The following is a 15,173-nucleotide window of genomic DNA, read 5'->3' on the forward strand; positions in this document are numbered from 1 at the left end:
GATGTACTCGTTTTTAAACCAGATGGGTATACTTTACCCTAAAGCTGGAAGTTTTGGCAGGAGAGTCCGCTCTGGGGATGGCACAGATCTGATATTGCCTCGGCAACCTGATTTTACTCACACCATCCCCAAACCCCTCTCCCCTAACCAGTCTCAACCGATTAGTTTGGTATGTAGGTCCATTACCCCCAAAGGAGGCAGTGATAGAGATAAGTCAAAAAATTACCACTAGCTCTGCTCTACTGCTATTTTATGGGTGTTTATGGGTCTTGGGACGTTTTTCCGGATTGAGAAGTCTGGTTGACGTCTAATATATACGACAATAATCTAGGTACTCAAGAATCAGTTATGTAACAGTTACGTTATCAAACTTAAGGTATTATTGTCCTGTTTGACAGTACAGATGTACTTATTTATCAAAAATTATTCCTCGATCTCTATTTTTCCTGATATGATAGCGCGTGTTATTGGCAAATTAGGCGTGTGCGGTGTGGTGTGTAAGGAGTTAAAATGCCAAAGACTGTTGATTTCAGTAATAAACCATTTCATTTCATTGGTATTGGCGGAATTGGGATGTCAGCTCTTGCCTACATCCTAGCAAAACGCCAATTCCGAGTATCCGGCTCAGATACTCGGACAACGCATATCACGCAAAGTTTGCAAGCAGTAGGTGCTCATATCTTCAAACAGCAGTGTGCCGCCAACTTAGAATTTTTCCAATCCAGGAACGCACCAGCTTGTGAAGACGTAGCAGCTAAAAGGGTTAGCACGAGTTTGAATCCAAAAGCGCTCACAGAAATCTCACAATCAAGTCCGACTATATCTGTAGCTGACCCCTGTTTAGGCTTGCCTCAAGTTATCTGTTCCACAGCAATTAACCCATTGAACTCTGAGTACCAGGCAGCAAAAAAGCTAGGTTGCCCAATTTTCCATCGCTCAGATTTACTAGCGGCGTTGATTGAAGACTATTACAGTATAGCAGTCGCTGGAACTCATGGGAAAACTACAACCAGTAGTTTGATCGGGTATCTATTGTGGCAAGCCGGTTGTGACCCCACCATGATTATCGGTGGTGAGGTGGATGCTATCGGTGGTAATGCCAGGCTGGGAAATGGACCATTACTGGTTGCTGAGGCTGATGAATCCGATGGTTCGTTGGTTAAGCTCTCCGCCGAGATTGGTGTAGTAACCAATATTGAGCTGGATCATCCAGACCATTACCAGAAGTTAGAGGAGGTTGTTGAAATATTCCAGGCTTTCGCCAAGCGCTGTAAGAAGTTAGTGGGATGTATTGATTGCGAGACAGTGCGATCGCAACTAAAACCGAATATCAGCTATAGTCTACGGCGAGATATGGGGGCCGACTATAGCGTTGATGATGTAACTTATGAAGCTAATGGCACTACCGCCAGAGTTTGGGAAGGCAATCAGGTTTTAGGTCGGTTGGAGCTGAAATTGCTAGGCAAACATAATCTCAGCAATGCCCTAGCCGCAGTAGCAGTAGGACGAAATTTGGGGTTGGAGTTTGAGGCAATTGCCTTGGGGATCGCTAGCTTTGAGGGAGCCAAACGCCGATTTGAGCTGCGGGGCAGGTGCAATGATATTAGTTTTGTGGATGACTATGCTCACCACCCCAGTGAAATTAAGGCAACCCTAGCTGCCGCAAGAATCCAGGTCAACGCTGACCAGCGAATAATTGCAATTTTCCAACCCCACCGATATAGTCGTACCCTGAGGTTTCTCCCCGAGTTTAGTGTTTCCTTTAGTAACGCTGACTTGGTGGTTATCAGTGATATATACAGTGCTGGGGAACCAGATTTAGGAGAAATTAGTGGGGAAAACCTTTATCAGGCGATCGCATCTAAGCATAAGGATGTACATTACAAACCAACTCTCGAATCAGTGGTAGAGTTTCTGAACCAAATTCTCTGTCCTGGGGACTTAGCCCTATTTTTGGGAGCCGGTAATCTGAATCAGATTATTCCTAAGGTAATGGGGTTTTACCAACAGCATGACGGCTTAGTTAACCAAAGTTAAGCCCGAAAGCATCAATAATTGTGAATCAAGCTAGGGAATTTTAACTATAGACCGTAAGAGAAGGTCAGTATGATCTCAAGTCTCGATGATATTCGTGAATCAACTTTCCACAAACTCTTCTAGGTATTCTACCCCCTAGCAACTTCAGCCAATTTCACTGCCAAAAACGGATCGGCATTATTCTCATTGCGTGTAGATCCGAATCTCTACCCTGATTTTCCTGATGATAACTAGCGTGCTAACCCAGAAAAAAACTCCTTCCCAGTTACAGTTGTATATTCCAGGAACCAATTGTCCACTACAGTCCCAGGTATCCTTAGCCAAGCTCACCTCATTTCGTGTGGGAGGTCCAGCTCAGTGGTACGTCGCCCCTCGGAGCCTAGAAGACCTACAAGCTAGTTTCCAGTGGGCTCACTCCCAAAAATTACCCCTAACCCTGTTAGGGGCGGGTTCCAACCTTCTAGTCAGCGATATCGGTTTGCCGGGTTTGGTAATTTGTACTCGCTATCTGCGCCATACTCACTTTGATGCAGATACAGGCAGAATTACCGCCAGTGCTGGTGTACCGATTGCCAGTCTAGCATGGCAGGCTGCCAAACGAGGCTGGGAAGGGCTAGAGTGGGCTGTGGGCATACCTGGAACTGTTGGTGGTGCTGTGGTGATGAATGCTGGTGCCCACAAAAGTTCCACAGCTGATCTTCTGTTTAATACAGATGTTCTATCTCCTGATGGCTCAATGGCGCAACTCAGTAGCGAAGACCTAGGCTTTAGCTATCGCACCTCAATCCTTCAAGGTAGCGATCGCATAGTCACCCAGGCCACATTTCAGTTAAAACCAGGTGCTGACCCAAAACAGGTGCGCTCACTGACATCGGAGCATTTGGCAAGACGACACACTACCCAACCTTACCACCTACCTAGCTGTGGCAGTGTGTTCCGCAACCCTGACCCCTATGCTGCTGGTTGGCTAATTGAACAAATTGGTCTAAAAGGCTACCAAATTGGTGGTGCTAGAATAGCTGAACGCCATGCCAACTTTATACTGAACTGTGGTGATGCTAAGGCTAGCGATATCTTCCGCATGATCCACCATATACAGGAGCAAGTAGAAAAGCACTGGTCACTGTGGTTAGAGCCTGAAGTGAGGATTTTAGGTGATTTTACCAAAAAACTAGCAGTTGAAAGCCCTATGTCTTTAGAGCAGGGATAAAAACTAGCGAGGGGATTTATCCCCTGCTATGGTTCCAGTGGATATCCCAAAACCGATCCTGTTGGGGAATCAGTTCAAAGCTGATCACCAAGCTGATCACCAAGCTGATCACCAACATGATCAATTTTTAGTTTATATTTGTGCTTGGCTAAACTAGAAAAGAACGGCAGGAAGTTAACTATATCGCTTCAGCCCATGTATGAATAACGACACCGGGAATTTATTCCCCTATTTCCTATTGCTGTTAAGGTGAGGAAAATTCCAATAGCACCACAATAGATACACGATAGATACACAATAGATAAAGGTAAATCAGCACAGGATTTCTAATGTCAGCGCACCCGTTGCCCATGGACTGGACTTCGTGCCGACTTGGGCAGCGGTTCAAACCGCGCTTGATGTTTGTTTTTCATCCCCGGTCATTAGACATGGGGTTTCTAAACTTAACTGGGATTTTTTATGACACAAGACAAAGGAAAAGGATTTGGTCTCGGTCTCGGCAAGATGAAAGAACTAGCCGAAGCGTTCAAAAAAGCTCAAGAAGTTCAAAAGGGTGCCAAAGAGCTCCAGGATCAGTTGGAGCAAATGGAAATTGAGGGAACATCAGGGGAAGACGGTAAGGTGAAGGTGTTTCTCAGTGGCAATCAGGAACCCCTACGTGTAGAGATTTCTGAGGATGCTATCAATCAAGGAGCTGAGGTTTTATCTGAACTGGTGTTAGCAGCCATGAAAAATGCCTATGAGACCTCCACAGCCACTATGCGGGAACGCATGGAACAACTTACCAGTGGGTTAAATTTGCCAGGTTTATAACCTGATCGGTCAATCCCCGCTCGGGATTCCGTAGGAAAAAACTAGAGGCATGAGGAAATTAATCATTCTCAATGGTTCCAAACCTCATGCCGAATATCCCATTAATGCCTGACTATTTATCAATATTTGAGTAAAACGAAGCTACCTGTAGCTTTGGCAGTGACGTAAGTCCATAATATAAGCTCTTAGCCACCTCTATATTGGCTGCTTCTGTCAAGTGAATGGCATCATTAAAGGCGAGTTCGGGAAAGTTTTGATAAATTGTGTACAAGTTGAGAACCTTGATATTTTTGGGAAAGCCTTTCTCCAGTTGCTGACCCGCTACCACCAATTTGGGATAATTGGCTTGCACTTGTTTTTGGTAAACTTTTCCTAACTGCTGCAAAATTTCCTTCTCTGCTGGTTTGATCGTTTTGTTGCCACGACCAGTTATTTCTGGTTGGACAGCAACTAGTAAAGGAATTCCCTGTCCTGCTGTTAAACGCAGCATATGTCTGAGGTTATTGCGATAGCGCGTCAATCGACGTTCCAGTTCATCGGATTTCTGAGGAAGATACTTCTTCAGTGGCATAACCTCCCCCCTGACCACTAGAGACCGCTGACTCACTGACGGCTGAGGATCAAAGACCCAGTATGTGATTGCTTTAGCGAGATAAGTTTTTGTAACTAAATGCTTCAACTGCTGGGTGAGATGAGTCCAAAAATGCCCAGTCGCATTTTGTAAGAAGGCTTCTGTGTTAGGAATATCTGTTAAATTTTGGTCACTGGGGGTGATCAAATCTGTGTATCCACCCAACACTATTACTGCGTCTGGGCTGTAAGGTAAAATTTTGAGAGCTAACTGAGCTAGTGCATTGCCAGAGGTATACCCTGGTACTGCGGCGTTGATGACACGATACTTACCATTTCGAATCTTTGGCGGCAGAGCAAGTGCTTGCTTTAATTCCGGTTCAGAGGGGGGTAAGGTCATTGGCCGGTATTTCTGTGGGGAACGCCTTTGCTGTTTTATCCGTTGATTGAGACGAGCTTCTAAGTAGCTGGCTATGGTAACTTGATTATTGGCATTCCCTTGACCGAAGGCTGTCGAGCCACCTAACAAAAAAATCCGAATTTCATTTTTGGGTTTGACCAAGGGAACGGGGTCGTCGTCCCGGAAACCCTGCTCATTAATGCGCCAGAAATCACTCTGTTGCTTCCCCAATAAACTGTAACCTACAGCTAGATCCCGTTGGACAGCTAGATCACCAAGGTCTGGTAATCCATCATAAAGCTGCTGTGTCTGGTCAACGAACTTGGGACGGTAAACAGTGAAATCTCTGGGTGCCCCCTTGTAGGTAGCTATCTCATTAATTTTGCCGACCGCAGCCACTAATAAACGAGCCAACAATTCCACAATCATCAAACTTAGAACTATCCCTGCGAGCATCGTCAGTAGGTTAAACCGTCGGCGGCGCTTGCGGTAAAGGCTACGGCGCGACTTAAATAGTAAATCTCTTCCTTGCATAACCGTTAAATTAGGAGGTATCCCTTTACAAGTTGGTGTCTTTAAATCACTGCGTTGCTAGACATTGAACCATGAAGCGACATCCCACCACATGGGTTCAACTATCCCATAGAGCAATTTCGTTGCTAAACTTAACACGGCGCAGCTCGTAGTTGACCAAATAATATACCCATGCCCTGCAAGTTACTCTTTGTCTGCCTTGGTAATATCTGCCGTTCTCCCTCAGCTGAGAACATCATGAATCACTTGATAGCACAAGCAAATCTTTCTGACCAAATTGTCGGCGATTCCGCTGGTACTTCCAGTTATCATATTGGCTCTCCCCCGGATCGGCGTATGACAGCAGCTGCCAAACGTCGGGGGATTGTACTCCAGGGGAAAGCACGGCAGTTTAATCGGTCTGACTTGGAAGAATTTGACCTGATTTTAGCTATGGATCAGCAAAACTACGAAGATATTATCTCTCTTGATCCAGCTGGGAAGTATAAAGATAAAGTAAGGCTAATGTGTGATTTTGCCCGTCATCACACCGAGCGCTCAGTCCCCGATCCATACTACGGTGGACCAGAGGGTTTTAATAAGGTGATTGATTTACTGCTAGACGCTTGCGAAGGTCTGCTGGAACACGTTGTTGAAAATTACACCAAGACTAGGCAAAACTAAACACTTCCAAGTACTAATTGCCAATGGTGAACTTAGCTTTTGTGCCATTGGTGGTTAACTGGATGAATTCATTTGATTAAATGGTGTTCTAAGGCAAATCGTAAGAGTTCGGCTCGGTTACTCGTATCAGTTTTTCTGAACAGACGACTAACGTACTTCTCGATTGTCCTGGGACTCAGGTGTAGTTGGTTACCAATTTCGACATTGGATAAACCTGTAGCCAGTAAATTCAATACTTGCTGTTCCCGCTCGGTCAGCTGTAGAGCATGAGCTTGGGTATTATTCCCTGATTGATGATTAATCTCTACGGAGTTGATTGATCTAGATGCCGGTTTATCAACCGGCTCTTTTGTAGTCTGTGGTGATGAGAATCGTAACTCCGTATGAATCATTTGCGATCGCACTAGTAAACTTTGAATGACTGCACCCAATTCTTGCATCTCAAAGGGCTTAGGTAGGTAGACATCACACCCCGACTGATAACCCTTGATGCGTTGATTGGTACTATTGAGTTCGGTTAAAAATACAACAGGTAACAACCGCAATGGGGGCTTCTGACGCACTTTTCTCACCAGTTCATAGCCATCTATTCGCGGCATATTAATATCTGTAACCAGAAGGTGAGGGTGATAAGTCTCAATCATAGACAGCGCTTGCTGACCATTTTCAGCAGTAATAACTGAATAACCTGACATTTCCAGATAATCGCTTACAGACAGACGAGTGCCCAGGTCGTCATCTGCAACCAGAATAATCAATGGCATGGGATAACTATAGTACTGACATTTAGAACAAACCTACTCTTAAGCTAGGTCATCTGGTGCTCAATTGGTGACTAAAAATACTTCGTTCGCGTAGCGTCGCCGAAAGGCGACGCCAGCTCAATCAGAACTGTCTGGAGATAGGAGTTGCCTGGTAAAATTAATATAGATACCTAGACAACAACATAGCTTAGGCTTGCTGAAAGAAGCACCCTTGTGATTAATTAGTCACTCAGCCCCCCTCTGGCCTAGAGCAGCTACTAGTCTGATAATCCTTGCATAGCACTTAAGGCTTTCCCCAAGCGCTTGACACCATCAGAGCAATCGAGGCGATCTAAATGAACTTCGATAAAGGAGACAGTATTATGGTTAACTTTTGCCTGTTCTAAGGCTTGTTCTAACTCACCTTCAGTACGCACTTGGCAACTCCAGCTATTGCCAAAAACCTTGGGTAACTGATGATATTTCCAAGGTTGAATATTGTTGTACGAGCCTTCATGGATAGCCCGCTCAATAGTGTACCCGTCATTATTAATTAAGAAGATAATCGGGTTAAGTTGATGCCTAATAATCGTAGAAAGTTCCTGACAGGTCATCTGGAAGGCACCATCACCGACAAACACAATCGGTCTACGGTTAGGAACAGCCAAACCGACTCCTAGGCAGGCAGGAACTGAGAAGCCAATAGATGTGTAAAGGGCCTGTCCAATGTAGTCGCTGTCTCCTTGGAGTACCAAATCAACGGTAGCAATTAAAGCATCACCAGTTTCAGCAATCACGATTGACTCATCATCAATAAAGTGAGTCATCCGCTCATAGAATCTGGCGTTGGTTAGCTTTTGCTCAGGTTGTGACTCAAAGCGTTTAGACAAAGACTCTATAGCTGGCTTGATATCCAAGACATCAGATTTTTTCTTCTGAAGTTTGGCAGTTAAACCAGCCATGAAATCCGGTAGATACACTGGAGAATAGAAGTGGTGTTTGATTTTGACTTTGTCAGAATTAGCGTTGATTAATCGCTCTTCGGGCAGTTGGGCAGTGAAAGCACCCAGATTAATGTCTGACATGAAGGCACCCAGGCATAAAATACAGTCGGCTGTTTCAACTCGTTGGCGTACATACTCCTGACTGAACGCTCCTGCATAGCTACCAATGAATTGTGGGTGGCTTTCCGAGAGGATTGACTTGCCTAACAGAGTGGTAGCGAAGGGATATCCCGTCTCCTCCAGCAGGTGGGTAAGTTGGTCTGCTATACCGTAGCGGTGGAGTTCAACCCCAGCTATAATAACGGGATGCTGGGATTGCTCTAGCAAACTTACAGCCTCTTCAACTGCCTCTGATAAAGCGTTGATATCCATAATTGGGGTTTCTGGTAAGTCACGTTCCCCAGTAACAGGACAAGGTTGATTGACTATGTCTGAGGGAATTTCAATGTATACAGGTCTCCGGTGGCGCAAACAAGCAGCAATAGTCTGGTCGATTTGCCTTGCCGCTTGACTAGGGCTGGTAAGCCTCACGGCTGCCACTGTAATTTTTTCAAAAATTTCCAGCTGTAGATTGTAATTACCAGCAGTGTGATGTAGCAGTAACTTTTGCTGCCGCTGGGAACTGTTAGGTGCTCCACTAATCACGATCAGGGGGACTAGCTCAGCGTAGGCACCCGCCACCGCATTCACTAGACTAAGTCCACCAACATTATAGGTAACGCACAACCCAGCAACACCATTAAGGCGGGCATAGGCATCAGCTGCATATCCGGCATTGAGTTCGTTACAGGTGTAGATTAACTCTACAGAACTCTCTAGCAAGACATCCATCAGACCCAGGACGTAATCTCCCACTACGCCAAAAATATGCTTGACACCAGCGGCTTGCAGCCGTTGAGTAAGGTATTGACCGACAGTTACTACATCAGACTGAGCCATTGCACCTCTGACCTCTTTAATTAAGCTACCTTTATGGCCAGCATTGTAACCAAAATTTTAAAAAACGTTACATTTTTGGGTGTAAAAAACGTTACATTTTAGATATAATTTATTATTTCATGGAGCGCCGTAATACCCCATCCTTCTTAAGGTGGGGATGTAAGGTGGGTCAACGTAGGTACGGAGTTGACCAAATTAATTTTTGTGGTATCCGGAATTTTCGTTCTGGGTCGTGTATCCTAAAGTAGAGTACAGGCTGAAAAACCGTTAGGACGAGACAATATAAATCCGTGGAGTCCACGCTCGACCGCCTAAAAAGTAGTAATGCTCCGAGGCCAGGGAAAATCCTCTTTAAAAACCCAATCGTCAACTAACAATTGGCGTGTGAACCTAGTAAAGCAAACCTTTTCAAGAAAATGTACGGTGGGGCGCACCGGAACATGGAGAAAGAGAGGGAAACAGAATCTTCGGCACTCTCAAACAAGTATCCGAACGCCTAGGGAGAATTGCCCTCTAGGTCTGTCGTGAATTGACTGGAAATTTGGTAGTAAGCTCACGGATTTTTGGTTAATTACTGTCCTGTCTTTGACGGCGTCAAAATGGGAACTCGGCGGTTTAAGGTGATTCGTCGATCTAGGAATCCCCATCCCTCTAAAGGGTGGGGAGCGTCAAGCTTTCTATTCTAGCAAGTTTCTTGGGTTGACTAGAGAAGCCTAACGTCTCTCAAAGGTGAGTAAGCGTCGAAAGTACAACCAAGCTGGACACAAGAAGCCATCCTTAGATGGGTTATGGAGCCCAAGCTACTTTTGCATTTCTGTCGGAGGGGTACCCCTTGAGGTGCTTAAGGAGTACATCCAAAACCAAAAGCGACCGGAGGCAACCTAAGGTTGCTCCCTAGCGGTAGCCCGCTATCCTTCCCCGTCCTGAATAACGGGTAAGGATAGCGGTTCCGGTCAACTGTCAACAAAAAAGGTGAAATATCTATTAGCTTATACAGCAGAAACTTTTAGACTACTTGGCTGCCCCAGATTCCCTTCTAAGACAATACCCCGCTGGTTATAAGCCAGATGACGCAGCAATTTGTAAATCCCTTCAATTTGGTCAGGGGCTCCCACTTTCTCAGCTAACTCCGAAACAGATATGGCAGCACTTTCCTGGTGTAGTACCTCCATCACCTTTTTCTGTAAATCTAGAATGGCAGCGGCGGCTTTTTTACCCGCTTCTACCCCAGGTTGGTGATAGGCATTGATATTTACCAAGGATGCATAAAGACCAACAGCACGTTCATACAGGGCAATCAATGCCCCCACGGTTCTAGCATTGACCTGACGAATGCTTACGGTAATGGAATCCCGTTGATTTTCATACAACGCTTGCCGAGTACCTTGTAATAAACCTGATAGATAGTCTCCCGTAGTTACACCAGGTTCTACTTCTGGAGACTTCCCTTGTCGGTCTTCTAAGACTTCAATGAACGTGACAAAGAAATTGGGAACACCTTCGCGAAGTTGCTGTACGTAGGCATGTTGATCCGTTGAGCCTTTGTTACCATAAACTGCAATGCCCTGATAAACCGTATTGCCATCTAGGTCTTTTTCCTTACCTAGAGATTCCATTACCAGCTGCTGTAAGTAGCGGGAGAATAGCAATAGACTGTCTTTGTAAGGCAACATGACCATATCTTTCTCCCCCTTGCCATTGCCAGCAAAGTACCAGCATAGGGCAAGTAAGGCGGCTGGATTGCTTTTGAGCTGGGGGCTACCGGTAGCGCTATCCATATCTTTAGCACCAGCCAGCATCTGACGGATATCAATCCCTTGTAGTGAAGCTGGAAGTAGTCCTACGGCTGACATTTCAGAGGTACGTCCTCCTACCCAATCGTACATGGGAAAGGTGGCTAGCCAACCTTCGGATTTCGCCAATTGATCTAGTTTGCTGCCAACACCCGTAATGGCCACAGCTTGGGAAGCAAAGTCTAGATTCTGAGACTCGTAGGCTGTTTTAACTTCCACCATGCCGTTACGAGTTTCTGGTGTTCCCCCAGATTTGGAGATGACTAATACCAGAGTGCTAGACAATCGGTCTTGGAGTCGGGTCAGGACAGTATCAATGCCAGCTGGGTCAGTATTGTCAATAAAGTGAATAGCTAAAGGAGGAGAGTCTAGCGCAAGGGCTTCAGCGACAAACTCAGGACCAAGGGCAGAACCCCCAATACCAATGGAAAGAACATCAGTAAATTTTGGTGCCCTAGGGGGATGGATGGCACCCGTGTGGACATTTTGGGTAAAGGTTTCAATCTTTTCGAGAGTGTTGACAATGTCTTGTTGGAGTTCTGGAGTTGGGGCTAAGTCCGGGTCTCTTAGCCAGTAGTGACCGACCATGCGGTTTTCATCAGGGTTTGCGATCGCACCGTTGACTAAGGCATCCATATCCTTAAATGCCTTTTCAAACTTAGGCAGCATCGCCTCCACAAAGGCATCATCAAACCCCATACGGCTGATATCGAGGTAAATCTCTAATCCTTCGTGGTAATAAAGCCAATCCTGATAGCGTTGCCAGAGTGCAGCGGCGTCCATAAGTAGCTCTCCAACTTCTTTTATTGTCCACTCACAAGTTTAAGGCAAGCACATAGCTTGACACTCCCCGGTCTAAAGACGCGGGGATTCCTAGATCTACGACCGGCCTTGAACCTCCGTATCCTTGCGGCAATACCTAAACCAATATCCCGTCAAGACCAAGATTCTAGTTCAGTTTACGTGCATACCCAGCGGGCTGGTCTCCTTAGGCGTTTAGTTACTTTTTGAGAAGTGCCTTATAAAGTCCGTTGCTTCCCTGTTTCACTTGGTTTCGGCGTGCCCCGCCGTACCATTTTTTTTCAAAGTGTTATCTTGCTGGGTTCACACACCAATTTTTAGTTGATGGTTGGGTTTTTAAGGAGGACTTTCCCTACCCTCCGGGCATTACTACTTTAAGGTCAATAAGTTACGGGTCTCTCTCCCGGCTCAGCCATCGCCAAAGGCGACGCTACGCGAACGGTTTTTCAGCCTGTACCCTATGCTTGAATTATACTATAGCGCTAAAGTATTGTCAACTCGGCGACTAAAGTCGCGCTCGTGTCTTCATCCCCGGTTTAAAAACGCGGGGCTTTCGACTTGCGCGTCCCCTAGTAAACTACCCCGACTTAGCTAGCCCTTGGCGTCGGGGCTATGCGCGACTGTTCCCAAAACGTTTTTTAGATTTTTGAGCAGGTCTTGAACCTAATCAACTTGTTGAAGGGACAGGCTGTGGGAAAGTGATCGAATCCCGGAGCAACTTACTAGCAGCTAAAACTTCCTGTCTTGCCCATTGATCTGCTGCCAAGATATCGTCTAAGGAAGGATTGGAACAGTTATCAGCTTGGTGGCGATCGCATACAGATTCAATACAACGAGCAATATCCAAATAACCAATTTTCTCCTCTAGGAATAGGGCAACTGCCTGCTCATTGGCTGCATTCAATACCGCTGGCATCGACCCCCCAGCCCGACCAGCCGCATCAGCGATGTTCATACAGGGATATTTCTGATGATCCGGTTCCCTAAAAGTCAAATTACCAGCTTTGACCAAATCTAGTGGTTCCCAATCGGTATAGATCCGCTCCGGCCATGACAGGGAATAGAGTAAAGGTAAGCGCATATCTGGCCAACCTAACTGAGCTAATACTGAAGTATCTTGTAGTTCAATCAGGGAATGAATAATACTCTGGGGATGAATCACAATGTCGATGTGGTCATAATCCATGCCAAACAGGAAGTGAGCCTCAATCACTTCCAATCCCTTATTCATCAGGGTGGCAGAGTCTACAGTAATTTTACGTCCCATGGACCAGTTGGGATGCTTGAGGGCATCAGCCACCTTCACTGAAGCTAACTTGTCTACGGACCAATCTCGGAAAGCCCCCCCGGATGCGGTTAGGATAATCCGCCGCAATCCCCCTGCTGGAACTCCCTGAAGACACTGAAAAATTGCCGAATGTTCTGAGTCAGCTGGTAGCAGCTTAATACCATGTTTTTCCACTAAGGGTAGTACCACTGGACCACCTGCAATTAGAGTTTCTTTATTCGCTAAAGCAATGTCTTTACCCGCTTCAATAGCAGCAATAGTAGGCAACAAACCCGCACAGCCGACAATGCCAGTAACTACAGCTTCGGCATCACCATAGCGTGCCACTTCTACCACTCCAGCTTCGCCCCCTAGGAGGATAGGTTGGGGGTCAAGGTCAGCAATTGCTGCTTTGAGTTCTGGCAATCTCTCTTGATCACGAATTGCGGCAATTATCGGTCGAAATTGCCTAATTTGAGTGGCTAACATTTCCACATTGCGCCCAGCTGCCAATCCCACTAACTGGAATTGCTCGGGGTATTGATTAACAATATCGAGAGTTTGGGTACCGATTGAGCCAGTGGAACCTAAGAGTGTAATTTTTTTCACAATTTTTTTATAATTACCAACAACTCCCCTATCATACCGGGGCAATGGGGAGCCTATAAGTAACTCAAACCAATTAAAACGATTGGTAAATTTTTATGATCGTACTGCCAATTTGGCAACAAACCTTAGTGAATATGCGTTTTGATTAAGTTTTACCCCTATTGTCAGTGATAAGCAAGTCTTATGTAGTCAATCACACAACGTAGACCGGATTAATGCGGCATGATATGGCCAACATGTATATATAGTAGTTTTCAATTGGGTGAGGTACAAAGTCCTGGGTTTTAGGGAATAGGGAGTAGAGAGTAGGGAGTAGGGAGTAGGGAGTAATAATCCCCCCTTGCCCCCCTTAATAAGGGCGGGAGAAAATTGACTGTACCTCATAAGTATGAGGAACGCTATATTCTATATATATACATATATAGATGATGTGGCGTCTTCCCTATGAAAAGGTATTATCAGTGATTTGAGCAAAAGGTTGCATGAAAATTGAGACACTGGCAGTGCATGCTGGCCATAATATTGACTCAGCCACAGGGGCAGTAGTGTCCCCAATTTATCTATCTACTACATTTGAACGTCAGCCAGACGGCAGCTACCCTCAGGGTTATAACTACAGTCGAGACAATAACCCGAATCGGGATAGTTTGGAGAAATGCCTGTCTAAATTGGAGGGGGGAGCAGCCGCCGCCGCTTTTTCTTCTGGTTCAGCAGCTACCTTGAGTATCTTCCAGGCTTTGTCTCCTGGAGACCATGTAGTTGCACCTCTAGATAGTTATACAGGAACTGGGTTTCTCTTGCGAGAAATTTTCGGCCCTTGGAATTTGGAGGTTACTTTTGTAGATATGGCTAACCCTAGCACAGTCATGGAGGCAGTTCAACCCAATACCAAGCTGATTTGGATAGAAACCCCTTCCAATCCAATGTTAAGGGTTACCGATATCAGCAAAATTGCCCATATTGCCCATCAGCATAATGTTTATTGTGTTTGCGATAACACTTGGGCAACACCGATTAGCCAACGTCCGTTGGAGTTGGGGGCAGATTTGGTTATACACTCCACAACCAAGTATCTCGGTGGACACAGTGATGTCTTAGGAGGTGCCGTGATTACTAAGGTTGAGGATGAATTTTTTCAAAAAATTAAAACAATTCAGATGGCTGGCGGTTCAGTAGCCGCTCCTTTCGACTGTTGGTTACTCCTGCGGAGCATTCAGACCTTACCCTACCGCATGAGAGCTCATTCAGAAAATGCCTTGAAGGTGGCACGGTTTTTAGAAGAACACTCCCAAGTAGAAGCTGTTCATTATCCGGGATTGCCAAACCATCCAGGACATAGGATTGCTGCTGGTCAGATGAACCTGTTTGGGGGTATGATTTCTTTCCAGGTGAAAGGAAACATCGAAGATGCCTTTGCCTTTACTGCCAAGGTGAAAGTATTTACACGAGCCACTAGCTTGGGTGGTGTCGAGAGTTTAGTCGAACATCGTGCTTCCATGGAATTTCCTGGTACCAGAACCCCAGACAATCTGTTACGGATGTCTGTTGGTCTTGAACATACTGATGATCTACTAGAAGATCTCGCTCAAGCTTTAGGTTAGTGAGGGGGCGTTGCACAATTGTGGGATGTTACCATTTTTTGCACATAACTAAAAGTGGCTTATAGTCCCGCAATTAAACCCCTATAAAACGGTATAAAACGGGATTTAATATCGCAAAACGGACATTGACATTTTACTAGCGCTAGAGTATAATTAAAGGTGATTGACATAGCAGTTGACGATGCCCAA

The 15,173-nt window shown here is 45.6% G+C and carries 11 protein-coding genes and 1 pseudogene; 6 read left to right on the forward strand and 6 right to left on the reverse strand.

Annotation, left to right across the window (positions count from 1 at the left end):
- Positions 1-510: 510 nt before the first annotated feature.
- The 3 genes from murC to F6K53_RS29285 all read left to right on the forward strand — a co-directional run bounded on the left by murC (position 511) and on the right by F6K53_RS29285 (position 4,060).
- Entirely contained in the window at positions 511-2,037 is a 1,527-nt protein-coding gene (murC, locus tag F6K53_RS29275; protein WP_293044611.1) for a UDP-N-acetylmuramate--L-alanine ligase, read from the forward strand.
- A gap of 223 nt (positions 2,038-2,260) precedes the next feature.
- Positions 2,261-3,247: a UDP-N-acetylmuramate dehydrogenase gene (gene murB / locus F6K53_RS29280; RefSeq protein WP_293021556.1), complete on the forward strand. Its 987-nt coding sequence runs from the start codon at positions 2,261-2,263 to the stop codon at positions 3,245-3,247.
- A 459-nt stretch (positions 3,248-3,706) separates the two neighbouring features.
- The gene (locus tag F6K53_RS29285; protein ID WP_293021557.1) at positions 3,707-4,060 is read left to right on the forward strand and encodes a YbaB/EbfC family nucleoid-associated protein; all 354 of its coding nucleotides are present in this window, start codon (positions 3,707-3,709) and stop codon (positions 4,058-4,060) included.
- A gap of 112 nt (positions 4,061-4,172) precedes the next feature.
- On the opposite strand, the gene F6K53_RS29290 is transcribed toward F6K53_RS29285, so the two are convergent.
- Entirely contained in the window at positions 4,173-5,564 is a 1,392-nt protein-coding gene (locus F6K53_RS29290) for an SGNH/GDSL hydrolase family protein (RefSeq protein WP_293070858.1), read from the reverse strand.
- A 171-nt stretch (positions 5,565-5,735) separates the two neighbouring features.
- Between F6K53_RS29290 and F6K53_RS29295 the strand changes: the two genes are divergently transcribed.
- Complete coding sequence (locus F6K53_RS29295; protein ID WP_293044616.1) at positions 5,736-6,227, forward strand: low molecular weight protein-tyrosine-phosphatase; 492 nt, start codon at positions 5,736-5,738, stop codon at positions 6,225-6,227.
- A gap of 68 nt (positions 6,228-6,295) precedes the next feature.
- On the opposite strand, the gene F6K53_RS29300 is transcribed toward F6K53_RS29295, so the two are convergent.
- A complete protein-coding gene (locus tag F6K53_RS29300) occupies positions 6,296-6,991 on the reverse strand; it encodes a response regulator transcription factor (protein WP_293044618.1) in 696 nt (231 codons plus the stop codon).
- 257 nt (positions 6,992-7,248) lie between these two features.
- Positions 7,249-8,913: a thiamine pyrophosphate-binding protein gene (locus F6K53_RS29305; protein ID WP_293070861.1), complete on the reverse strand. Its 1,665-nt coding sequence runs from the start codon at positions 8,911-8,913 to the stop codon at positions 7,249-7,251.
- Positions 8,914-9,642: 729 nt separating this feature from the next.
- Between F6K53_RS29305 and F6K53_RS29310 the strand changes: the two are divergent.
- Positions 9,643-9,798: pseudogene (locus F6K53_RS29310) on the forward strand (transposase); the annotation flags it as partial.
- Between the two features lie 104 nt (positions 9,799-9,902).
- Here the strand turns inward: F6K53_RS29310 and F6K53_RS29315 are convergent.
- The 3 genes from F6K53_RS29315 to F6K53_RS29325 all read right to left on the reverse strand — a co-directional run bounded on the left by F6K53_RS29315 (position 9,903) and on the right by F6K53_RS29325 (position 13,767).
- On the reverse strand, positions 9,903-11,489 hold the full coding sequence (locus F6K53_RS29315; protein ID WP_293070863.1) for a glucose-6-phosphate isomerase: 1,587 nt from the start codon (positions 11,487-11,489) through the stop codon (positions 9,903-9,905).
- Positions 11,490-12,174: 685 nt separating this feature from the next.
- The gene (dxr, locus tag F6K53_RS29320) at positions 12,175-13,383 is read right to left on the reverse strand and encodes a 1-deoxy-D-xylulose-5-phosphate reductoisomerase (protein WP_293083107.1); all 1,209 of its coding nucleotides are present in this window, start codon (positions 13,381-13,383) and stop codon (positions 12,175-12,177) included.
- Positions 13,384-13,572: 189 nt separating this feature from the next.
- A complete protein-coding gene (locus F6K53_RS29325; RefSeq protein ID WP_293021567.1) occupies positions 13,573-13,767 on the reverse strand; it encodes a hypothetical protein in 195 nt (64 codons plus the stop codon).
- A gap of 98 nt (positions 13,768-13,865) precedes the next feature.
- Between F6K53_RS29325 and F6K53_RS29330 the strand changes: the two genes are divergently transcribed.
- Positions 13,866-14,984: a PLP-dependent transferase gene (locus F6K53_RS29330; RefSeq protein WP_293083110.1), complete on the forward strand. Its 1,119-nt coding sequence runs from the start codon at positions 13,866-13,868 to the stop codon at positions 14,982-14,984.
- The last annotated feature ends 189 nt before the right edge of the window (positions 14,985-15,173 follow it).

It is taken from the genome of Moorena sp. SIO4A1, assembly GCF_010672065.1.
Taxonomy (GTDB): Bacteria; Cyanobacteriota; Cyanobacteriia; order Cyanobacteriales; family Coleofasciculaceae; genus Moorena.

What these genes read in the sequence shown, in the direction of transcription:
- murC (WP_293044611.1), top strand. Translation starts at nt 511, where the DNA reads ATGCCAAAGACTGTTGATTTCAGTAATAAACCATTTCATTTCATTGGT.
- murB (WP_293021556.1), top strand. Translation starts at nt 2,261, where the DNA reads ATGATAACTAGCGTGCTAACCCAGAAAAAAACTCCTTCCCAGTTACAG.
- F6K53_RS29285 (WP_293021557.1), top strand. Translation starts at nt 3,707, where the DNA reads ATGACACAAGACAAAGGAAAAGGATTTGGTCTCGGTCTCGGCAAGATG.
- F6K53_RS29290 (WP_293070858.1), bottom strand. Translation starts at nt 5,564, where the DNA reads ATGCAAGGAAGAGATTTACTATTTAAGTCGCGCCGTAGCCTTTACCGC.
- F6K53_RS29295 (WP_293044616.1), top strand. Translation starts at nt 5,736, where the DNA reads ATGCCCTGCAAGTTACTCTTTGTCTGCCTTGGTAATATCTGCCGTTCT.
- F6K53_RS29300 (WP_293044618.1), bottom strand. Translation starts at nt 6,991, where the DNA reads ATGCCATTGATTATTCTGGTTGCAGATGACGACCTGGGCACTCGTCTG.
- F6K53_RS29305 (WP_293070861.1), bottom strand. Translation starts at nt 8,913, where the DNA reads ATGGCTCAGTCTGATGTAGTAACTGTCGGTCAATACCTTACTCAACGG.
- F6K53_RS29315 (WP_293070863.1), bottom strand. Translation starts at nt 11,489, where the DNA reads ATGGACGCCGCTGCACTCTGGCAACGCTATCAGGATTGGCTTTATTAC.
- F6K53_RS29325 (WP_293021567.1), bottom strand. Translation starts at nt 13,767, where the DNA reads ATGAGGTACAGTCAATTTTCTCCCGCCCTTATTAAGGGGGGCAAGGGG.
- F6K53_RS29330 (WP_293083110.1), top strand. Translation starts at nt 13,866, where the DNA reads ATGAAAATTGAGACACTGGCAGTGCATGCTGGCCATAATATTGACTCA.